Genomic DNA, 20683 nt, shown 5'->3' with positions numbered 1-20683 from the left:
CCCGGGCCGCTGAGTCGATTGCTCAGATGCACCCGGGCCCCTGCTGCTTACAGGCCGAGCGCCTCCCGCAGTTTGCCAAACACCTTGGTGTTATCCAGCGTGCCTTTGAAGCGGTTGCTGCCGGCGCCATCGGCAAACAGCATCACATCGCCGCCGCCGTGGGTTTCCGATGTCAGTTTGACGCCGGTCTCCTGCAGATAGTCATTGGCCATCACCTGATCGCTGGTGAGGACGGGACGCACATCGGGGCGGTTGGGGCCGTTACCGAACACCAGGGTGGTGAAGGGCTTGCCATCCACGTCGTTCTGGGTCGAGCCATCGCCATTTTTCACCAGATCCAGCACCGGATTGCCCTTGGCGGAGTAGCCGTTAATGGTCATGGTGTGGTCATGGTCGGCGGTGACCACGATCAGGGTATTGTTGAGATCCACTTTACCCAGCGCCGTCTTGACCGCCTCATCCAGTGCCACCGCGTCGGTGAGCGAGCGCTTGGCGTTGGTGCCGTGCAGGGCATGATCGATCCGGCCGCCTTCTACCATCAGGAAGTAACCCTGACTGTTCTTGCTCAGCAGGTCGATGGCTTTGGCGGTCATTTCGGAGAGGGACGGCTGGGTATTGGCTGCCCCCTTGGCGACCCGATCCAGCTCGTAGTCGAGGTGGGATTTGCTGCTGAACAGACCGAGCACCTTACCACTGGTGACCTTGGCCAGTTCACTTTGGGTAGTGACATAGCTGTATCCCTGCGCCTTCATCTCGGCGGTCAGGTCGCGGTTGTCATTGCGACCGCCCTTGTTGCTGGCGCTGTAGGGGGTCCAGTGGTTGGCACCACCCCCCATCAGCACATCGACCCCATCCTTGAGGGCACTGTTATAGCCAGCGCCCCCAGGAACGGCCTGTGCGGCGATGTCATAAGCGGCATCCCGATGGCAGATGTGGGCGTAGGTGGCCGCCGGGGTCGCGTGGGTCAGCTCGGTAGTGGTGACGGCCCCGACCGATTTGCCTGCCGCCTTGGCCAGCTCCAGGATGGTGGGCACCGGCTTGCCGTTATCGCTGCTGCAATTGTTGACGGTTTTGTTGCCATTGACGTCTTTGCCGGGGGCGACGGCTTTGGTGTCGCTGCTCATGGCGATCACCTCGTTGTTCATCTTGACCCCGGTGGTGTAGGCCGCCATGGAGGGGGCCGAGTCGGTGGTCTGGGCATCGTTGGAGAAGGTCTTGATGCGGGCACTGCGCGGCAGTTTCATCATCTCCAGATTGCCCTCTTCTCCCACCTTGAACAGGCGGGTGGCGGTGAGCACGGTGGGCCCCATGCCATCACCGATAAAGAGAATGACGTTTTTGGCATCAGCGGCCTGTGCCTGGGAGGTTGCGCCCAGCGCACTGAACAGGGCTGCGCAGACCAGCGTGTGCTTGATGGATGTGTTCATCTGTTTGCTCATGAAAGTGCTCCTTACAGCTTGGCCGCAGCCTTGATCTTGCCGAACACGGCGGTGTTATCGAGTGAGCCATGGAAGCTGTCAGCCCCCTTGCCGATGGCGCCGAGGAAGACATCTGTGCCGCCGTGGGTCTCGTTGCCGATCTCGCCTACCTTGACCACCACTTCCTGGTGGTAGTCATTGGCGGAGACGGTGGCATCGTCGAGTGGGGCGACGCTGCTGCGCGGGCCATCCACCCGGTTGTAGCCGTTGCCAAAACCTATGATGGTGTAGGGCATGCCCTCGCTATCCTTGCTTGGCTCGCCAGTCTCGTAGTTCTTCACCAGCCCGAGTACGCCGGGGTTGTCGGCGGTGGTCTTGCCGGTGCGCTTGGCATAGCCGTTGAGCACGAGCGTGTGGTCGTGATCGGCGGTGACCACGATCAGGGTGTTTTTCAGCTCGGGGTCGCTCTTTTTCACCTCGTCGATGGCGGCTTTGATGGCGTTGTCGAAGGCGATGGTGTCCTGCAGCGCCCGCTTGGCGTTGGTGTCGTGCAGGGCGTGGTCGATGCGGCCCCCTTCCACCATCAGGAAGTAACCCTTCTCTTTGCCCTTGAGCTGCTTGATGGCGGCCAGGGTCATCTGGGCCAGTGACGGCTCGCTGGCAGGGCGGTCCAGGTCATATTTCATGTGGCTGGAACCAAACAGACCCAGCAGCGGCTTGCCCGCATCGGCCTTGTTCAGCTCATCCAGATTGCTGGCAAACTGGTAGCCCTTGGCCTGCATTTCGCTGATGAGGTTGCGGCCATCCTCCCGCTTGCCCTTGTCGGCTTTGGGCAGGAAGAAACTGCTGCCGCCACCGAGCACCACATCCAGCCCCTCCTTGAGGGCGCTGTTGTAGCCTTTGCCGCCCGGTACCAGCTGGACGGCGATATCTGCCTCCAGATCCCGGTTGCAGATATGGGCATAGGTAGCCGCCGGGGTGGCGTGGGTCACCCGGGTACTGGTTACCACGCCGGTACCGCGGCCATCGGCTTTGGCCAGCTCTAGCAGGGTAGTCACCGGCTTGCCGGCGCTCTTGCTGCAGTCGCTCTCATAGGTGGCGTCGCCGTCCATGCTGATGACGCCGTTGTTGCTCTTGACCCCGGTCATGTAGGCCGCCATGGAGGGGGCCGAGTCAGTGACCTGGGCATCGTGGGAGAAGGTCTTGATAAAGGCCGTTTCTGGCAGGGTATCGATGGTGAGATCACCCTCTTCGCCGACACCGTAGATGCGGGCTGCCGTCAGGGTGTTGAGGCCCATGCCGTCACCGAGGAAGAAGATGACGTTGGTGGGTTGGGCTGCGGGCTTGGTCGCCACCGTGTCATTGTCTGATTTGCAGCCGGCAGCCAGGGCGGCGCCGATCATCACTGCAAGTCCTGCCATTTTTCTCATTGGGGTTCGCTCCTTGTAAAACCTGAGCGCAGCCTAGAGGGGGCAGATGACACTTTTACTGACTATCGGTGACGGTTGTGTGAAAAAGTGATGAAAATGTTACACTATATCAATGTGTTATCTGTCAATTGAGCCAGTTGGTCCGGTCGCTTCCGGCAAGGTCGCTCCGCCTCGGCGGTTTGCTGATTTGATGAGGTGATGGTTAGAATGACCTGTCAAAAGAGGCCCGCAGCAGGTAAAATGCGCCCCCTTCGTTCGATGCCCGCGGCAGAGCGCCTGTTGTTCCATGCGCCCGCCCGCAGCCCCCACAGAGAGTAACGGATATGTCCATCAACTGGTTCCCCGGTCACATGCACAAGGCCCGCAAAGAGATTGCCGAGGTCATGCCCCAGGTCGATGTGATCATCGAGATGCTCGATGCCCGCATCCCCTTCTCCAGCGAAAACCCGCTGGTGCCCGAGCTGCGTGGTGATACCCCTGTGATCAAGGTGCTGAACAAGGCGGACCTGGCCGATCCGGCGATCACCGATCTGTGGGTGGCGCACATGGAAAAAGAGAAGGGGATCAAGGCGCTGCCGCTGACGCAACAAGAGCCGGAGAAGATCAAGCAACTGCTGACTCTCTGCCACGAGATGCTGCCGGAGCGCAATTTTGAGCTGCGCGGCGTGCGGGCGATGATCATGGGGATCCCCAACGTGGGCAAGTCCACCCTGATCAATACCCTGGCGGGGCGCATCATCGCCCGTACTGGCAACGAGGCGGGGGTGACCAAGTCCCAGCAGCGGATCAAGCTGGATAACAACGTCATCCTGACCGATACCCCGGGTTTCCTCTGGCCCAAGCTCAATCCGCCCTCCTGCGGTTATCGTCTGGCCATCACAGCGGCCATCAAGGACACGGTGTTCGACTATGCCGATATCGCCATGTTCGCCGCTGACTACTTCATCAAGGCCTATCCGGAGCGGATCAAGGCGCGCTACCAGATTGACGAGTTGCCCGAGACCGAGATCGAGCTGCTGGAGATGATCGCCCGCCAGCGGGCGTTTATGCGCAAAGGGGGGCTGGCCGACCTGCACAAGGCGTCCGAGATCCTGATCAACGAGTTCCGCTCCGGCTTGCTTGGCCGCATCTCGCTGGAGACGCCGGAGATGGTGAGCGTCGAGATTGTCGAAGCCGCGGCAGAAGCCGAGCAAAAAGCCAAAGAGAAGGCCGAGCGGGAAGAGGAGCGTCAGGCCCGCGCCCGTCGCAAGTACGCCCGCAAGCGTCAGAAATAATTATCCTCAGATGTCCCGAGCTTGCCTGACAACGAGCGAGCTTGTGTGACCGAGATGACGGAACACGAAGAGGCGACCCCAGGGGTCGCCTCTTCTGTTTTATCTAGAGAAATCTCCTCCCACTCTGATGGCGTGTCCGCGCCATATAAAGCCATGCCATCAGCCAAAACGATGGCGCGCCGTCTCAAACAGCGACATATGAAGCGGGATCAGCTGTCGCCAGTCGCGGCGATAGCCGCCACCGGGCACCGCCGCGATGGGCAACCCATGCTTGATTGCACAGCCAAATACCATGGCATCGCGCAGGCGAACCCCTGCATCGCTCAAGGAGAGATAACCAAGCTCGTCGGCATGATGCACATCGACGCCCGCCTGATAGAGGATGAGATCCGGCGAATAGAGCCGCAGTGCCAGCGAGAGTGCCTGTTGCAGTGTGGTGAGATAGGCATCGTCCGTCATGCCGCTTGGCAGCGGAAAGTCGAGGTGAGAGGCGGCTTTGTGATGGGGAAAGTTGTGCTCCCCATGAAGGGATAGGGTGATGATATCGCGCCGTCCGGCGCACAGGGCTGCACTGCCATCTCCTTGATGCACATCGAGATCGACGATCAGCACCTGTTCGCAGCGCCCCTCGTCGAGGCAAGCCTGCGCCGCAATCACCAGATCGTTGAACAGGCAAAAACCGCTGCCGTGATCGCGATGGGCGTGGTGATAGCCGCCGGAGATCTGCAAGCCGCATCCCTGCTCAAGAGCATGGCGGCTGGCGGCAACGGTGGCACCCACCGAGCGCAAGGTGCGCTCTATCAGAATGGGTGACCAGGGAAAACCGATCTTGCGGATGGCGCGATCTTCCAGCTGGCCGCTCAGGGCCGCCGCGACATAATCAGCATCGTGAATGCGACAGATTTGCTCCCGGGTGGCCGACGGCGCTTCGCCAAGGGGGTAACCCTGCACCTGCAAGCGCTCAAACAGCCCCTGATACTTGGCCAGCGGGAAGCGATGGCGTTCGGGCAGGGCCAGGGAGGAGTAGAGGGGGTGATAGAAAATATGCAGTGACATCAGGGCATTGTTCCATCGATGCAGAGATGAACCTGGATATGAAAAAGGGGAGCCAAGCTCCCCTTGTCATTCCCGACGGGTCAGGATGATGTTTCCGGATTACTGCTGCTGGATAACCCAGATCTGGAAGGCTTTGCGGGTTTCCGCATCGGCCTTGTTGTACCAGTTTTGCAGTTGGGTCAGGGCTTCCGGATTGCTTTGCGCCTTGCTGGGCGCGGCTTGGGCCGGTGCGCTGGCGGCAGCCATCACGGCAGCAGAGGAGACGGCAACGGTTTTGGGCTGGTTGAAAGCTTTGCCCATGTTGATCAGCTCTTGCTGATAGTCACGGGTCAGCTGGAAGCCCTCTACTTTCGGCATTACGAACTGTTCACTGCTCACTTGCTGTCCTGTGACCTTGTCTTTCAGCGCCACTTTCTGATCTTTCAGGAACTGTTTGGCTTCTGCTTCATTGCGGGGCTTTTTATAGTCCAGCACCAGCTGCTGATTGTCGGCTGCAGTGAAGTTCAGCACCAGCGGCTCGGCGGTGACCAGCTTGATTTCGTTACGGCTGGAGTAGTTGCCTTCAAAGGCGACGACCAACTGGTGCTTGCCGGCAGAGAGGGGGAAGGTGCTGGTTTTGTCGAGCAGCTGGGGGTTGATGGATTGGCCATCAATCAACTGCACGATGTAAGGGGTGGATACTTCCAGTTTGGCATCAGCCAAGGCGCTACCGGCCCACAACAGACCAGCCAGCGCCGGTACCAGAACAGTCAGTTTCATTTCATCTCCTTGAACAGTCAGGCGATTGCCCACTGAAAACAGGGGCTCATTTTTACAGGTTTGGTCTACTGCGGCAATGGCTCTTTCTGGAGGTGTATGTTCGTGCAGTTGTCAGTTCATTTATCAATAACGGCATGCTTATTTATTCGAACCGCCGTGTAAACGGGGGGAGGGCATCAAGTAACCCCTTGCCATAACGTTTGGTCAGTAGACGCCGGTCCAGAATGGTGACCCGTCCCCGATCGGCCTCTTTGCGGATGAGGCGGCCACAGGCCTGGATCAGTTTGCGCGATGCCTCCGGCACCGTCAGTTGCAGAAAGGGGTTGCCTCCTCGCTGCTCCACCCACTCGGCGGTAGCCTCCTCGACCGGTGAGTTGGGCACCGCAAAGGGGAGTTTGGTGATCACCAGATTGGTGAGGTAGTGACCCGGCAGATCCAGCCCCTCCGAGAAGCTGCCGGTACCAAACAGGATGCTGGCTTGACCGCCATCGCATTTCTGCTTGTGCAGGGTGAGCAGGGCATTGCGGGAGGCTTCCCCCTGCACCAGCAGTGACAGTCCCTTGGCTCGCAAGCCAACGGCCACCTCATTCATCTGGCGGTAGGAGGAGAAGAGCACCAGACTCGCCTCCTTGCCCGCCAGAATACGTGGCAGCACGCTGATGAGTTCATTGGTAAAGGCTGGTGAGTTGGGTTCGTGCTCCATCTTGGGCAGATAGAGCTCGGCTTTCTGGTAGTCAAAGGGGGAGCGCAGGCGCAGATAGCGGGTACCGTCGTGCTCCTTGAGCCCCACCTGATGGCGAAAATAGCTAAAGGAAGAGAGGGCGGTGAGAGTCGCGGAGACTAGCACGGCCCCCAAACATTTCGACCAGAGCCACTCCTCCAGCAGATAGCCCACCTCAATCGGTGAAGCGTGCAGCCAGATATCGCCGTCATCGCTCTTGGCTATCCAGCGGGCGAGCGGGGTTTTGCCGGTCGGCACATGGCGCCCCAGCATCTCCCACAGGGCGCAGAAACTCTCCAGCCGTTGCAGATGAAAACCGCTCTCGGCCAGCAGGGGTTCGGCCTCCTTGCGGCGGATCTCGCCATCTTTCAGCGCTTCACCTATGGCCCCCTGCATCCGATCCAGCGCCCGCAGCGCCTTCTTGCTCGACTCCTTGAGATTCTCCGCCAGCATGGGCAGGGGATCCGGCAATACCCCTTCGGCGAAGCGGTAGTGAGGTTCACTGCCAAACAGCCGATCGTTGGCGCTGAGCCACTGCTCGACCGCCTTCAGGTCGGGCTGGATGGAGGCCAGCGCATCCTGCAGTTTGAGTTGGGGGTCGAGCAGGCTTTCCTTATTAAGCGTCCGCGCCAGCTTGCCTGCACTTTGTACCAGCTTCTCCAGCCAGCGGCGCGAGCCTTTGACGCTGGCCGATGCCGCGCCGTGATCCCGGGCGATGGTGGGCAGGTGATGGGCCTCATCCAGCACATAGATGCACTCATCAGGGGGCGGCAGAATGATGCCGCCGCCCATGGTGAGATCGGAGAGCAGGAGTGCATGGTTGACGACCAGCACATCGGCGCTCTCCATGTCGTTGCGGGCGCGATGAAAGGGGCAGTGCTGGTGATGGCTTAGCGCCTTGTTGCAGGTGTGGCGGTCTGCGGCGATGCGATCCCAGCAAGTGTCGGGAATGGGCTCCGGCCAGTTGTCCCGATCCCCGTCCCACTTGCCATTGGTGTAGGCCTGCCACAGGGCCTGGTAGCGAGCTTTGTCGCTGTCAGATGGTTTGGTTTTGCTCAGATTGCCAAAGTCGAGCTCGAAGTTGGCCATCTCGGCGCCACTGGCTGCCTGTTCCAGCAGATGCTCGCAGCAGTAGCGCTGCCGCCCCTTGACCAGCATAAAGCGAAACGGCAGCTCGCTGTGGCGGTGGTAAAAAGGAAGGTCTTTGTGGATCAGCTGCTCTTGCAGGGCCACTGTGGCGGTGGAGATCACCAGCTTCTTCTGGGTGAGTCGCGCCACCGGAATGGCGCCCTGCGCATAGGAGAGGGATTTGCCGATACCGGTACCCGCTTCGGCAACCAGAATACGGCGTTGTTTGTCGTACTCGCCGGTCAGGGTTTTGGCTATCTCGGCCACCAGAAAGTTCTGCTCTTTGCGCGGCACAAAACCGGGTAATCCATCCGAAATCTGGCGATAGGTTTGACGAATGGTTGCTTTGAGGCGAGTAGAGAGCATGAAGAGAAGGCCAGTTAGGGGTTAATCGAAGGACAAGGATACCCGCAACCCCTCGGTGAGGTCGAGGCAACAGCCATTATCACGGAGTTTTACGCTGATCAGACCACTTTGGTTGTTTATCAGGTAGTTAGCGTCATTTGCATGCAAAATAGACTATTTGAGTCCAAATAATCAGCAGGATTCATTGTAAACGTTTTCCTTTTACCTTGCCGTCAGGTGAGACTTGGCTCACATTTTTGCCTCCATGACTATGGTTTCCGTAAAAAGTTCCAAGTTTTTTCATTGCGGTTCAAAAAATCCGGTGCTAGTCTCGGCGGCATAGTGATGCAAAGAACATCGCTAACACAGGGAATAACAACAACTTAGTGTTTAATTACAGTAGGCATTGGAAACTATGAAAAAGACAATTCTGGCTATTGCCATTCCGGCTCTGTTTGCATCCGCCGCTAACGCCGCGGTGATCTATGACAAAGACGGTACCACTTTCGACGTATACGGCCGTGTACAGGCTAACTACTACGGTGAGCACGATGATACCGATGGCGAGCTGATTGGTTCTTCCCGTCTGGGCTGGTCCGGTAAAGTTGCTCTGAACAACACCTGGTCCGGTATCGCCAAGACCGAGTGGCAAGTTGCTGCTGAAAACTCCGACAAGGGCAGTGACGGTAAGTCTAGCAAGTTCGATGCTCGTCATATCTATGCAGGCTTTGACGGCACCCAGTACGGTAAAATCATCTTCGGTCAGACCGACACTGCTTTCTACGACGTACTCGAGCCGACCGATATTTTCAACGAGTGGGGCGATGCGGGTAACTTCTATGACGGTCGTCAGGAAGGCCAGGTTATCTACTCCAACACCTTCGGTGGTTTCAAAGGTAAAGTTTCCTACCAAACCAATGACGACGTAGCGGTCAAGATCACTGACGTTGGTCAGAAGGTCAAAGAAGATGCCATCTTTGGTTCCGACGTTAAGCGTAAGAAAGCTTATGCCGTTGCCGCCGGTTACGATTTTGACTTCGGCCTGGGCTTCAACGCCGGTTATGCCTACTCCGACCTGCAAAACAAAGTTAACGGTCAGACTGGTAAGAAAGACGAGTGGGCTATTGGCGCGCACTACGCTATCAATGGCTTCTATTTTGCCGGTGTTTACACTGAAGGCGAAGTGAAGAACAAGAGCCTGGGTCTGAAAGATGACGGGCGTGGTTACGAGCTGGCTGCTTCTTACAACGTAGATGCTTGGACCTTCCTGGCTGGTTACAACTTCAAAGAAGGCAAGGCCAACGCTCAAGCTGCCGGTTCTACTTACAAGGATCTGGTTGACGAGACCCTGCTGGGTGTTCAGTACGCTTTCACTCCGAAGCTGAAAGCTTACACCGAGTACAAGATCCAGGGTATCGAGAAGCATGACGACGAGTGGACTGTTGCTCTGCAGTACAACTTCTAATAAGTTGAACAAGAGTAATATCCAGGCTTGAGTCTTTGACCAGGCTACAAATGGCCGAGATAATTTCTCGGCCATTTTCTTTTTTGGCGACAGCGGATTGGCGCCATGATAAATCGCCGAATTGCTGTGTTAAGTGATCTTTGGCAAACCATTTGTCTCGGTTAATCTCTCCTGCTTCCTGCTTCCTGCTTCCTGCTTCCTGCTTCCTGCTTCCTGCTTCCTGCTTCCTGCTTCCTGTTTATCTCTTTGATGGGGAGTACACCGTTCTCCTTTGCGTCGTACAGCCTTGCTCGCAGCAGTTTGGTTTGACCGTTAGAGTCTGGTAGCCCTTGCAAGGGGCGGTGCTATTTGCGCGGATTGCGTGGATATTGAGGGGGCATACTTGCTGGATGTGAGGCAGCGCCAGGGGAGGGTATTGAGGCCAGTCAGCTGTGGGGGCTCGACGTAGGGCCGAGCGTGACTGACGTCAGTGTTTAAATCGGTAACAAATAAAATGGGAAGATGCCCAGGCATCTTCCCATTCTGGCGATATGAGATCAGCCGTGTTGGCGGCGGTCGTTGGCCTGGGCGAGCAGCATGCGGCTTTCACGCAGGAACTGGTCGGCATGCTCGCCGAAGAAACCGGAAACTTGCGAGAATGCGTTGATGAAACCGTCCCTGTCTCCTCGCTCCAGCAGCCCCAGCGCTTCGCCGAAGTTTTGGTAGTAGCGACGGATCATCGCCAGATTCTGCGGTGACGACAAAATGATGTCGGCATAGAGGTGGGGATCCTGAGCGAACAGCCGCCCCACCATGGCGAGCTCCAGCCGGTAGATGGGGGAGCTCAAACTCAGCAGGCGATCCAGATTGGCCTGCTCCCGGGAGAGGTGCCAGCCATAGGCAAAGGTGGCGAAGTGACGCAGTGCCTGAATGAGGGTCATCGCCTCATCGTGGGCCTTGGCTTCCACCTGTTGCAAGCGGGCGCCCCAGATGGTCATCTGATCCAGCAGCCATTGGCTGGCGGCGGGGTCACGACCCTGGCAGCAGACGATCACCTGCTTGGCAAGGCTCGCCACATCTGGCCCGAACATGGGGTGCAGTCCCAGTACCGGCCCCTGATGTACCGCCAGCATATGTTCGAGCGGCGCCGCTTTCACGCTGGTGACATCAACCAGCAGGCAATCTGCGGGCAGGTTGCCGAGCCGCTCAATGATCTGGCAGGTGATATCGATGGGCACCGCCACCATCACCAGACCGGCTCCGGCGAGGATCTCGTCAGCGCGCGGCCAGTCGGCTTGTTCCAGCGTCTCGACTCGATAGCCTGAGAGGCTGAACATATGGCCGAACAAGCGGCCAAGCTGGCCCTGACCACCGATGATGACCACCTTGCCAAGATCCGGCTTTATGCATTTGAAGCCGGTATCTTTCTCGCTGGCATAAGATTCACGCATTACCCGGCGCAGCACGTCTTCGATGAGATCGCCGGGCACCCCCAACTGCTCAGCCTCGGCGCGGCGGCGGGCCAGCATGCTCGCTTCCCGATCCGGTGCATAGATGGGCAGGCCGTGGCGGCTCTTTACCTCACCCACTTCTCCCACCAGGGCCAGACGGGCGGCCAGCAGATCGATCAGCTGCTTGTCCACCGCATCTATCTTGTCCCTGAGTACATTCAACTCTTCAGCCATATCCAGTCCCTGCTGGCGCCGCAGCGGCGCCCTGAAAATCAAGATGCAACAAGGTATCACGGCATGAGCGGTTTGATGCCACCACTAGTAATACCTCGATTGTTCAATAGGTTACGACAAGATACCACGGCTTACCGTGCAGTTCTGCCCTTGAGGGGGTCAGCCAGCTGGTTGTGGCAGCGGGCCAGCAGGGTAGCGGTGGTGTCCCAGTCGATGCAGGCATCGGTGATGGAGACCCCGTAGCGCATCTGCTCCTTGGGCTGCTCGCTGGACTGGTTTCCCTCAAACAGGTTGGATTCGAGCATCACCCCGATGATGGAGCGGTTGCCCTCCTGGATCTGGTGGATGACGTTGTCGGCCACCTTGGGCTGCAGCCGGTGATCTTTGCTGGAGTTGCCGTGGCTGCAATCCACCACCAGGCTCGGCAGCAGGCCCGCTTTCTCCAGCGCCTCTTCCGCCAGCGACACGTTGACCGAGTCATAGTTGGGATGTTTGCCGCCGCGCAGGATCACGTGGCCATCCGGGTTGCCCTGGGTCTGCAGCAGCGCAACCTGGCCCTGCTGGTTGATCCCCATAAAGGCGTGAGGGGAGGAGGCCGCCTGCAACGCATTAATGGCAGTCCCCAAGTTGCCGTCGGTGCCGTTCTTGAAGCCGACCGGCATGGAGAGGCCGGACGCCATCTCCCTGTGGGTCTGGGATTCGGTGGTGCGGGCGCCGATGGCTGACCAGGAGAAGAGCTCGGCCAGGTATTGCGGGCTGATGGGGTCGAGCGCTTCTGTGGCCAGCGGCAACTCCAGCTCCGCCAGCCAGCAGAGCAGCTCGCGGGCACGGTGCAGCCCCAGTTCCACATCGAAGGTGCCATCCAGATTGGGGTCGTTGATAAAGCCTTTCCAGCCGACCGTGGTGCGCGGCTTTTCAAAGTAGACCCGCATGACAATGTAGAGAGAGTCCTGATAGGCATCATGCAGCGCTTTGAGTCTGGTTGCGTACTCTTTGGCGGCGTCCATGTCGTGGATGGAGCAGGGACCACAGATCACCAGCAGCCGGTGATCGCGGCGGTGAATGATATCGGCGATGGTATTGCGGGCCCCTTGCACGAATGCCAGCGCCTTGTCGGAGATGGGTAACTTCTCCTTGAGCTGGGCAGGCGTGATCATCACTTGTTCGGACTGGATATGTATATTGTTCAGGGGATCTCGTTGCATAGCCTCTTCGCCTCGTCAGAGTCAGCACACTGGTTTTGATACTACCAGCTGTAATTTTAAGTTTACGAAAGTACCGCTTTCGTTACGAATGGCCATCACAATACCAAGTAAATGCCAACTTTCAAGTGTGAATATGGAATTTAATAGCCTTTTGGCAATATGAAAGTACTGCTCATCGCCAAAGGTTTGGATTAACTGCCAAATTTGTCCATGAAAAGCTACTGCTGTAATTATATATTTACAGCCTAAAAAGGGGAGGTCAAATGGCGGGGGGCAAGTGGCTATAAAAAACGGGAGCCTGCAAGGGCTCCCGTTTTTTGTCGCGATAACAGTGCTGGTCGGAGAGTTATGCCGGTACGGCCTGCTCTACAGCCTGCTTGCGCGCCGTTTTTGCCAGTGCATCCAGCATGGGCTTGGTGACCAGTACGATCCCCTGTTCGGATCGGTGGAAGCGGCGGGCATCTTCATCGGCGTTCTCACCGATCACCATCCCTTCCGGCAGCTTGCACCCCTTGTCGATCACTACCCGACGCAGCCGGCAGCCGGCACCGATCTCCACACCCGGGAAGATCACGGCTTGATCCAGAGTGCAGAAGGAGTCGACTCGTACATTGGTGAAGAGCACCGAGCTCAGGATGAAGGAGCCGCTGACGATGGTGCCGCCCGAAAACATCGAGTTGATGGTCATGCCGTGCTGACCGTTTCTGTCCTGCACGAACTTGGCGGGAGGGGTCATGTTCTGGCTGGTCCAGATGGGCCACTCCTGATCGTAGATATCCAGCTCCGGCGTGACGGAGGCGAGATCCATGTTGGCTTCCCAGAAGGAGTCCACGGTGCCCACGTCGCGCCAGTAGGGACGGCGATCCGGACAGCAACCGACACAGGACATGCCAAACGGGTGAGCGAATGCAGTACCCTCTTTCACCACGCGGGGGATCACGTCCATGCCGAAATCGTGATGGGACTGTGCGTTGGCAATGTCCTCTTCCAGCAGTTGGTAGAGATATTCGGCATCAAAAATATAGACGCCCATGGAGGCCAGCGCGGTGTCGGCCTTGCCCGGCATGGCTGGCGGGTTGGCGGGCTTTTCGACGAAGGCGTTGATCTTGCGATCATCATCCACAGCCATTACCCCGAAGGCGCTTGCTTCACTGCGTGGCACCTCGATGCAGGCTACAGTCACCTTGGCACCCATATTGACGTGGTCGAGCAGCATGGCGGCGTAATCCATCTTGTAGATGTGATCGCCTGCCAGCACCACCACATATTTGGGGGCGTGATCGCGGATGATATCCAGATTCTGGTAGACCGCATCGGCGGTACCTCGATACCAGTTCACCTCATCCACTCGCTGCTGGGCAGGGAGCAGATCGATAAATTCGTTCATCTGGTAGCGCAGGAAAGACCAGCCGGACTGGAGATGGCGCAACAGGCTGTGGGATTTGTACTGGGTCACGACACCGACCCGACGAATGCCGGAGTTGATGCAGTTGGAGAGCACGAAATCGATAATGCGGAATTTGCCGCCGAAATGGACGGCAGGCTTGGCACGGTTGTCGGTTAACTGTTTGAGGCGACTACCCCGCCCTCCTGCGAGTACCAGAGCCATGGTCTCGTTCAGCAACTGTCTGGCTTTTGCTGTATTGGCAGGTTGTAACAACATCTCATATCCCTTTGTAGATAAATCACTACAATGTTGCCTCCTTTGAACCCTCAAGAAAGTGCTTTCAGTCACATTTCAGGGTTTTTGACGTAATAAAATGACCTTTTTGTTATTAAAAATGACGGATTGATCCGTCATTGCTTTCAATATGGTCAGTTGTCAATTGAGGCGACTTGGCCAGTAACAGGAGCGACGGGGATTGGCGGGGGAGGGTAGAAAAAGCCCCTGCCAATGGTTGGCAAGGGCATAGTTGGTAGAGGCTCGATTAGCCGACTCTGGATAGCAAGGGTCAGGCTGCGTTGGCCACTGGCTCCTCGCTCTTTTTCTGATAGGCCTGCGGGGTGAGGCCCAGCAGCTCCTGCACGGTCGAGGCAACGGTAATAGAGGAGACGGTGCCTACCAGGATCCCGGCAAACAGGGTGAAGGAGAAGCCGTAGAGAGCGTCACCGCCAAACAGCAGCAGCGCGCCCACGGTAAACAGGGTGGTGCCCGAGGTGATCATGGTGCGACTGAAGGTTGCCTTGATGGCCACATCGGAGCATTCGTGGATGCCCATCTGGGTACGCGAGCTCAGCAGATCCCGCAACCTGTCCGAGATAACGATGCTGTCGTTGAGGGAGTAGCCGATCACCGCCATCAAACCGGCGATGATGTTCAGATCGAATTCGATCTGAAAGAGTGACAGCAGCCCCAGCGCTACGATGGCGTCATGGACCACCGAGAGCAGGATGCCGATGGCCTGACGCCACTCGAAGCGAAACGCCAGATAGGCCGACATCGCCAGCGAAGCGACCAGCACGGCCAGCATACCCTGCTGGAACAGCTCGGCACCCACCTGAGGGCCGACGATGGTGGTGCGCAGCAACTCGACCGGCATCCCCAGCTGTTGGGTCAGCATGGTGGCGAGATCCGCCGCGGGCCAGGGCAGTTCGTGGGGGGGCAGTTTGATCAGCCACTCGCCGGGAATACCGGCCGAGCTCAGCTCAACGGCTCCCGCCAGCGGGGAGACCAGCATGGCATTGAGCTCATGGGCCTCTTTCAGGGTCTGGATATGAAACTCCAGCAGGATCCCGCCGGTAAAATCGAGCCCCAGTGTCAGGCCGTTCACCAGCAAGATGGCGACGCTGGCCACGGTCAGCAGGATGGAAGCCCACAGGCCGATATAACGCCAACGGGTCAGCCCCATGGCAACGATCATTCTCAACATAATTCTCTCCTTGGCCAGCCAGCATCAGGCTGTTGGCCCATCACGACGTGTCGCGACACGCCGGGAAATAGTGTTCTGCTTTGGCCGCTCCGGCCATATCCATGGCCGATGGCGCAGCCAAAGCCGCTCATCAGAGGGATTGCTGTCCCGTTACACCTTCAGCGTGCGCTCGTTGCTGCGTCCCCACAGGGGATTGATGATGGCGCGCGTTCCCCAGATCCCGGTGATCATGCTGGAGAGCAGACCCAGAATGAGGGTGATGGAGAAGCCCTGCAGCGGCCCGGAGCCGATGGAGTAGAGCACCACGGCGCAGATGAGGGTGGTGATGTTGGCATCGAAAATGGTGTGGAAGGCCGAGCGATAGCCAAAGTCGATGGCGTTGGCCAATGAGCCCCCTTCTCGCAGACGGTCCCTGATCCGCTCGAAGATCAGCACATGGGTATCCACCGCCATGCCCACCGTCAGCACCAGACCGGCGATCCCCGGCAGGGTCAGCACGGCGCCCGGCAGCACTGCCAGCATGCCGACCTGCATCAACAGGTTGGCGACCAGCGCCGTGATGGCAACCCAGCCGAATTTGCGGTACCAGGCCATCATAAACAGCATCATGCCTGCCATACCGAAGGCCAGTGCGGTGAAGCCCGCCTCGATATTCTGCATCCCCAGCGTCGGGCCAATACTGCGTTCTTCCAGGATCTTGAGAGGGGCGGTGAGGGCGCCGGCACGCAGCAGCATGGCCAGCTCTTGCGCTTCCGGCAGACTGCCAATACCGGTGATGCGGAACTGGTTGCCAAGGGCGGTCTGGATGGTGGCGACGTTGATCACCTCGCTCTGGGCGCGCAGTTTGCCCTGGGCGTTGGTCTTGTACTCGGTGAAGACGGTCGCCATCGGCTTGCCCACATGCTGGCGGCTGAACTGGTTCATCTTGCTGCCACCCAGGGTGTCGAGCACGATGTTGACCTGGGGTTGACCCATCTCGCCCATATTGGCGCGGGCATCGACGATGTGCTCGCCGGTCAGCACCGGCTTGCGTGCCATGCCGACGGCCTGACCGTTGCGATCGGCGATATAGAAATGGCTATCGGCTTTGGCCTCGTAGAAGGCCAGCGAGGCGGTGGCCCCGATCACCTCTTTCGCCTGCTTGGGGTTGTGCACCCCGGGCAGTTCGATACGGATACCATCCTGCCCCTGACGAACCACCGAGGCCTCGACGATGCCGAGTTCGTTGATCCGTTTTTTCAGGATCGACAGGTTCTGGGTCACGGCGTTGTTGACCAGCAGGGTGCGCTCAGCATCGCTCAGCACCAGTTTCAGATCATTGCCGGAGCGGGTCAGCTTCCACTGATCCTGTCGGGTACCGGCACTCTCCTTGATGATGGCGAGCCAGCTCTCCTGTTCGGCGACCTCCGGCAGGGTGACGGCTACCGCGCCCTGTGCGCTGCGCGTGACGCTGGCGCCGCGCAGATTGGCTTCACGGAAGCGGGTGCGCAGGGTATCCACCAGATTCTTGGTCTGATTGTCGATGACAAAGTCCACGTCCACCCCGATAAGCAGCTGGGAGCCGCCACGCAGGTCCAGTCCCAGCTTGATGGGATCGGCGCCGAGGCGGGTGAGCCAGGTCGGCGCGTTGGAGTGAAACTCCAGGGTGAGGGCGGCACTGTCGACCCCTTGCTGCTCCAGCAACTGCTTTGCGCGCTGCTGCTCGCCCTGGCTGGCAAAGACCAGCTCGACCCGCTCAGGTTGCTCAATGACCTTGATCGGGGTCAGGTGCTTGTCGCTCAGCAACATCTGTTGCTGGGTGGTCAGGCGCTGCTGTCCGTGCAGGCCGAGGGAGGGCTGCTCACCAAAAAAGGTGGGCAGGGAGTAAAAGGTAAAGGTCAACAGCATCAACAGCAGCAGTGCGTACTGCCACTTGCTCATGCGGTTGAGAACGGTGCGATTGCTCTTTCTCATGGCAAACAAGCCTCTGTCAGGAGAATGGTGCCCGGGCCGATAGCAACAAGGCTCGGCAAGGCGCAAAAAATGGGATGCATCAAATGCGGATCAGGCAGTTGCCGGATCCGTCAGGAAGAGGAGATGAGCAAACAGTGGATGTGCCAGCCCCTCCGGGGTCAGGCGCTCAGATAGCTCTGGGTGAAGCGGTATTGCAGATGTTGGCGCTGTAGATGGCGCCGGTGGATCGCGCCAAAGCGATCGCGAAAACTCTGTTTGTGATAGAGCTCGGGGGCCAGCATCAGCCAGCCGAGCAGCAACAGCAGGATGGCCTGGGCCGACCAGCTCTGGATCAGCTCGTAGACCACACTCTTGGGCTGGTTGTCACTGCGCAGGGATTGTTCGAGACGCAGCAGGTGATTCTGATGGCTGCCGACAAACTTGATGATGCCATCATCGCTGTCGCTAAGCTGATTGAACACCTGAGTCTGCTGCTGTTCACTCTGGGGAGATGCGGGTAGCAGCGGGCCTTCCATTCGGGCGATGGAACAAAGCAGGGTGAGGGCGATAACCAGAGTTACCAGCACCAGTTTTACTTTGTCGATAAGGCGCAAAAGTTAATTCCCGATAAATAGGAAGGGCAAACTACCACACGCGCACGGTTTGAACAAGGTTGCCCCGGGCGAATGGCACCATTCGAAGCCGCTCGTCAGCTGCCGCTCATCTGCTTGAAGTCGCGGGCATAACCCTTGAGCAGGGAGTAGAGATGGGCCCGCTGGGAAATATCCAGCGACTGGCTCATGGCGCTCAGCCAGTTGACGGTACGCTGGCGCGACTGCTCGGTATAGCCGGTAAAGCGGCCATCCATCAGCCCATCCCCCTCGGCCAGCAGGTCAGTCAGCTCGCGGGTAAAGTCGGGACTCTGGCGCTGCTTCATCAGCCTGTCCAGCTCCTGGGTCCAGGACTCCTGAAACTCGAGCCAGGGGGGCATCAGCTCGTATTGCCATTCGGCCCACTGGGCCACCAGTGGCGCCTGTGCCGGTTTCACCTCGCCAATCCAGAACTCGAGCCGCTTGTTCATCTTGTCGCGAAACTCTGCCAGCATCTGCTCTTTGGGCTCAGTGGCAAAGTCCTTTTGCCGCTCCTGTTGGCGTTTGACCCGATCGGTCATAAAGCGGGCCACCTGCTCGTCGGTCAGGGTGCGCGCCAGCCTGACCGCGCGGGGGATAGTATTTTCCAGCGTGCGGGTCAGGCTCTGCTGCACCGCATCTAGGTTGGTCGAGATCTGCTCCGGCGTCATGGGGCTGGCCACCGCCTTGGCCAGCGCGTCGAGATCCTTGGCGTAGCGCGGCAGCTCGTGCTGGCGATGCCAGGCCATAAGCCCCTTCACTTCGCGGCTGAGCAGATCCTTTTGGGAGTAGGAGAGGGCAAAGTAGTCATCCAGTTGCCAGATGATGGCGGTATCGAGCCAGTAGTAGATCACCCGAGTGGAGCAGCCGGTCAGCAGCAGGCCGATCAGCAGCAGACCCCAGGTTTTCGGCTTGTGCCAGCGCACCTTGTTTATCATCTGTTACTCCAGTCGTTGCCGGTTGATGGCGATCAGGGTGTCATAGTCGAGTGAGGGCTGTTGCTCTGCCATCAGCAGGGCCCAGAGCAGGCCGATATAGTCGACCCAGGGTAAAAATGCCTCGCTCTGAAAATCAGGCCACTGGTGGCGCGGCAGGGCCTGCAGATAGTGCGCTTCAAGCTCGTCGCGCCGCTCGGCGGGCCACTCATGGGTGCGCTGGATGCTGGCGAGCTCAAAGCCGGGGTGACCTGCCGCGCCATACTCCCAGTCGATGACCCAGGGTTTGCTTCCCAACAAGTTAGCCGGATTGAGATCATGGTGGCAAGGGCGCCAGCAATCATTTGGCTCACTGCTGGCGAGCAAGCCCCGCTCCAGGGCGGGCAGCCAGGAGGGAATGCGGGCCAGTCGGGCGCGATAGCCCGCCGCGTGGGCTCGCACCGCCATCACCACCGCAGGTAGCGGCAAGCGATGGAGCTTGCGCAGCACCTCCGCCAGCAGGCGGGGCTGATCGGCTTCTGGTGGCGCCGCGTGTACCCAGTTTGGCTCATCGCACCATTCGAGCAGCATCAGACCGCTGGCGGGATCGCCATAGTGGCAGGGCAGCGCCAACCCTTCGGCCATCGCCCCCTGATAAAGCTGCCACTCGGTGGGACGGTCGATGCCAAGGCGCACCGGGTCGGAGTGGCCCTGACGCAAAAAGTAACTGCGCCCCGAGGGGAGGCGCAGTCGATAGTTGCAGTTGGTCAGACCTAACCCGAGTGGTTCTAGCTGCCCCTCCCGCCAAGGGGCGGGCAGGCTGGTCAGCAGCGGATCACAGTTGTCCGTCACCGGGAGCAGGTTACCAGCCAAAGGTGGACTTCTTCGCCTGCTTGCGGATCTCTTTCTGGTCAGCCCACAGCAGTTCGCCGTTTTGCAGATCCATCAGGTTCATGGTCATCTGGTAGTAGACATCCTTCACTTTGCCATTGTCCTTGACGATGCTGGCGAGGTTGCCATAGACCATGTAGCGGGCACCGGTCTGCTTACCCAGGCGTACCATGGAGGCCGGGTCTACCATGCCGCTGCTCTGCTGGTATTCGAGCTGCTGCTTGACGGCGGCCACCTTGCTCATGTCGACGAAGCGGAACTTGCCGGCCCGCAGCAACTTGGTGCGGATGGTATCGGTGATGGCTTCGGTATCGATATGCTCGGAGGTCTTGTTGCGGATAGAGTCCATAAACATCACCGGACGACCGCCTGCGGTGATCTCGCTGGTGGCAGGGGAGGCGAGCATGGAGTCCGCCATCTTGTCGGCGATGGCCTGCAGATCGCTTGAGCCGTAATCGACGGTGACGGTTTCGGTTTCAGTGGGATCACCATAGCTGACGGTAGTGCTGGAGCAGCCGCCCAGCAGCAGCGCGCCGGTCAGGATCAGCAGGGCATGATTCATTTTCATCAGTAGGATTCCTCAATCACTTCGCGTACGTAAATCCGGTAACCCTGCGCCGCCGGGCTGGGCGCTAGGGCCGAGAGGGTGCGGGTCTGATAGCCATGCAGCTTGATGGGGGTCCAGCCGCGGCCATCGCTGGCGACCTCCTGACCGGCCTCATCATACCAATAGAAAATATATTGCAGCTTGTTATCGCTGCGCTGGGTGCTGGCGGCGGCCACATTGACCTGCAGCAGGCCATTTTGTTGGCGGCGGCTCAGCTCGGTCAGGGTGACGTTGACGTTTTGATGCTGCTCCAGCGTGGGAGCACCGCCCGCCGGGCCATAGAGCGCCACGCCTGAGGTGTTGGTGGCGCAGCCGGTCAGCAGCAGCGCGAGCCCGAGGGCCAACCCGTATGCTTTCATCTTGCTCTCCTTAATC

17 protein-coding genes are annotated in these 20683 nt (G+C 58.9%); 2 read left to right on the top strand and 15 right to left on the bottom strand.

Going from position 1 to position 20683, the window contains the following annotated elements; all coding sequences use genetic code 11:
- Positions 1-47: 47 nt before the first annotated feature.
- On the bottom strand, positions 48-1439 hold the full coding sequence (locus G5195_RS00185; protein ID WP_127006774.1) for an alkaline phosphatase: 1392 nt from the start codon (positions 1437-1439) through the stop codon (positions 48-50).
- Between the two features lie 11 nt (positions 1440-1450).
- The gene (locus G5195_RS00180; protein ID WP_005334065.1) at positions 1451-2848 is read right to left on the bottom strand and encodes an alkaline phosphatase; all 1398 of its coding nucleotides are present in this window, start codon (positions 2846-2848) and stop codon (positions 1451-1453) included.
- 323 nt (positions 2849-3171) lie between these two features.
- On the opposite strand from G5195_RS00180, the gene ylqF reads away from it, so the two are divergent.
- A complete protein-coding gene (gene ylqF, locus G5195_RS00175; protein ID WP_005334061.1) occupies positions 3172-4122 on the top strand; it encodes a ribosome biogenesis GTPase YlqF in 951 nt (316 codons plus the stop codon).
- A 159-nt stretch (positions 4123-4281) separates the two neighbouring features.
- Here ylqF and G5195_RS00170 read toward each other — a convergent pair whose 3' ends face one another.
- The 3 genes from G5195_RS00170 to dinG all read right to left on the bottom strand — a co-directional run bounded on the left by G5195_RS00170 (position 4282) and on the right by dinG (position 8152).
- Positions 4282-5178: a histone deacetylase gene (locus G5195_RS00170; RefSeq protein ID WP_227340820.1), complete on the bottom strand. Its 897-nt coding sequence runs from the start codon at positions 5176-5178 to the stop codon at positions 4282-4284.
- Positions 5179-5277: 99 nt separating this feature from the next.
- The gene (locus tag G5195_RS00165) at positions 5278-5937 is read right to left on the bottom strand and encodes a DUF2057 domain-containing protein (RefSeq protein WP_216954052.1); all 660 of its coding nucleotides are present in this window, start codon (positions 5935-5937) and stop codon (positions 5278-5280) included.
- Positions 5938-6079: 142 nt separating this feature from the next.
- Entirely contained in the window at positions 6080-8152 is a 2073-nt protein-coding gene (gene dinG / locus G5195_RS00160; protein ID WP_421221494.1) for an ATP-dependent DNA helicase DinG, read from the bottom strand.
- Positions 8153-8546: 394 nt separating this feature from the next.
- On the opposite strand from dinG, the gene G5195_RS00155 reads away from it, so the two are divergent.
- Positions 8547-9596: a porin gene (locus tag G5195_RS00155; RefSeq protein WP_088869706.1), complete on the top strand. Its 1050-nt coding sequence runs from the start codon at positions 8547-8549 to the stop codon at positions 9594-9596.
- A 536-nt stretch (positions 9597-10132) separates the two neighbouring features.
- Here the strand turns inward: G5195_RS00155 and tyrA are convergent.
- From tyrA to G5195_RS00105, 10 genes are all read right to left on the bottom strand, one after another.
- Entirely contained in the window at positions 10133-11260 is a 1128-nt protein-coding gene (tyrA, locus tag G5195_RS00150; protein ID WP_421173161.1) for a bifunctional chorismate mutase/prephenate dehydrogenase, read from the bottom strand.
- A 131-nt stretch (positions 11261-11391) separates the two neighbouring features.
- The gene (locus tag G5195_RS00145) at positions 11392-12465 is read right to left on the bottom strand and encodes a 3-deoxy-7-phosphoheptulonate synthase (RefSeq protein WP_021231016.1); all 1074 of its coding nucleotides are present in this window, start codon (positions 12463-12465) and stop codon (positions 11392-11394) included.
- Positions 12466-12811: 346 nt separating this feature from the next.
- Complete coding sequence (gene glgC / locus G5195_RS00140; RefSeq protein ID WP_216954048.1) at positions 12812-14128, bottom strand: glucose-1-phosphate adenylyltransferase; 1317 nt, start codon at positions 14126-14128, stop codon at positions 12812-12814.
- A 289-nt stretch (positions 14129-14417) separates the two neighbouring features.
- Entirely contained in the window at positions 14418-15335 is a 918-nt protein-coding gene (secF, locus tag G5195_RS00135) for a protein translocase subunit SecF (protein WP_421221495.1), read from the bottom strand.
- A 150-nt stretch (positions 15336-15485) separates the two neighbouring features.
- Entirely contained in the window at positions 15486-17288 is a 1803-nt protein-coding gene (secD, locus tag G5195_RS00130; RefSeq protein ID WP_421221496.1) for a protein translocase subunit SecD, read from the bottom strand.
- 158 nt (positions 17289-17446) lie between these two features.
- Entirely contained in the window at positions 17447-17881 is a 435-nt protein-coding gene (locus G5195_RS00125; RefSeq protein WP_005334044.1) for a hypothetical protein, read from the bottom strand.
- Positions 17882-17976: 95 nt separating this feature from the next.
- A complete protein-coding gene (locus tag G5195_RS00120; protein ID WP_005353080.1) occupies positions 17977-18834 on the bottom strand; it encodes a DUF6279 family lipoprotein in 858 nt (285 codons plus the stop codon).
- A 3-nt stretch (positions 18835-18837) separates the two neighbouring features.
- Positions 18838-19683 (bottom strand): phosphotransferase, encoded by an 846-nt coding sequence (locus tag G5195_RS00115; protein WP_421221497.1) that lies wholly within the window; start codon positions 19681-19683, stop codon positions 18838-18840.
- Positions 19673-20269 (bottom strand): penicillin-binding protein activator LpoB, encoded by a 597-nt coding sequence (gene lpoB / locus G5195_RS00110; RefSeq protein ID WP_005302153.1) that lies wholly within the window; start codon positions 20267-20269, stop codon positions 19673-19675. The genes G5195_RS00115 and lpoB overlap by 11 nt, the downstream gene beginning before the upstream one ends.
- Positions 20269-20667: a YcfL family protein gene (locus tag G5195_RS00105; RefSeq protein WP_179903610.1), complete on the bottom strand. Its 399-nt coding sequence runs from the start codon at positions 20665-20667 to the stop codon at positions 20269-20271. Before G5195_RS00105 ends, lpoB begins: the two co-directional genes overlap by 1 nt.
- Between the last annotated feature and the right edge of the window lie 16 nt (positions 20668-20683).

The sequence above is a fragment of the Aeromonas sp. 601039 genome, from assembly GCF_049174415.1.
Taxonomy (GTDB): domain Bacteria; phylum Pseudomonadota; class Gammaproteobacteria; order Enterobacterales; family Aeromonadaceae; genus Aeromonas; species Aeromonas veronii_A.
Note: the sequence above shows the minus strand (reverse complement) of the source record. Positions and strands in the feature narration are given on the sequence as shown.

Coding starts and splice junctions, on each gene's coding strand:
- G5195_RS00180 (WP_005334065.1), bottom strand. CDS start 2,848: ATGAGAAAAATGGCAGGACTTGCAGTGATGATCGGCGCCGCCCTGGCT.
- G5195_RS00105 (WP_179903610.1), bottom strand. CDS start 20,667: ATGAAAGCATACGGGTTGGCCCTCGGGCTCGCGCTGCTGCTGACCGGC.
- G5195_RS00165 (WP_216954052.1), bottom strand. CDS start 5,937: ATGAAACTGACTGTTCTGGTACCGGCGCTGGCTGGTCTGTTGTGGGCC.
- G5195_RS00145 (WP_021231016.1), bottom strand. CDS start 12,465: ATGCAACGAGATCCCCTGAACAATATACATATCCAGTCCGAACAAGTG.
- G5195_RS00170 (WP_227340820.1), bottom strand. CDS start 5,178: ATGTCACTGCATATTTTCTATCACCCCCTCTACTCCTCCCTGGCCCTG.
- ylqF (WP_005334061.1), top strand. CDS start 3,172: ATGTCCATCAACTGGTTCCCCGGTCACATGCACAAGGCCCGCAAAGAG.
- secD (WP_421221496.1), bottom strand. CDS start 17,288: ATGAGAAAGAGCAATCGCACCGTTCTCAACCGCATGAGCAAGTGGCAG.
- G5195_RS00120 (WP_005353080.1), bottom strand. CDS start 18,834: ATGATAAACAAGGTGCGCTGGCACAAGCCGAAAACCTGGGGTCTGCTG.
- glgC (WP_216954048.1), bottom strand. CDS start 14,128: ATGTTGTTACAACCTGCCAATACAGCAAAAGCCAGACAGTTGCTGAAC.
- G5195_RS00155 (WP_088869706.1), top strand. CDS start 8,547: ATGAAAAAGACAATTCTGGCTATTGCCATTCCGGCTCTGTTTGCATCC.
- lpoB (WP_005302153.1), bottom strand. CDS start 20,269: ATGAAAATGAATCATGCCCTGCTGATCCTGACCGGCGCGCTGCTGCTG.
- dinG (WP_421221494.1), bottom strand. CDS start 8,152: ATGCTCTCTACTCGCCTCAAAGCAACCATTCGTCAAACCTATCGCCAG.
- secF (WP_421221495.1), bottom strand. CDS start 15,335: ATGTTGAGAATGATCGTTGCCATGGGGCTGACCCGTTGGCGTTATATC.
- G5195_RS00185 (WP_127006774.1), bottom strand. CDS start 1,439: ATGAGCAAACAGATGAACACATCCATCAAGCACACGCTGGTCTGCGCA.
- tyrA (WP_421173161.1), bottom strand. CDS start 11,260: ATGGCTGAAGAGTTGAATGTACTCAGGGACAAGATAGATGCGGTGGAC.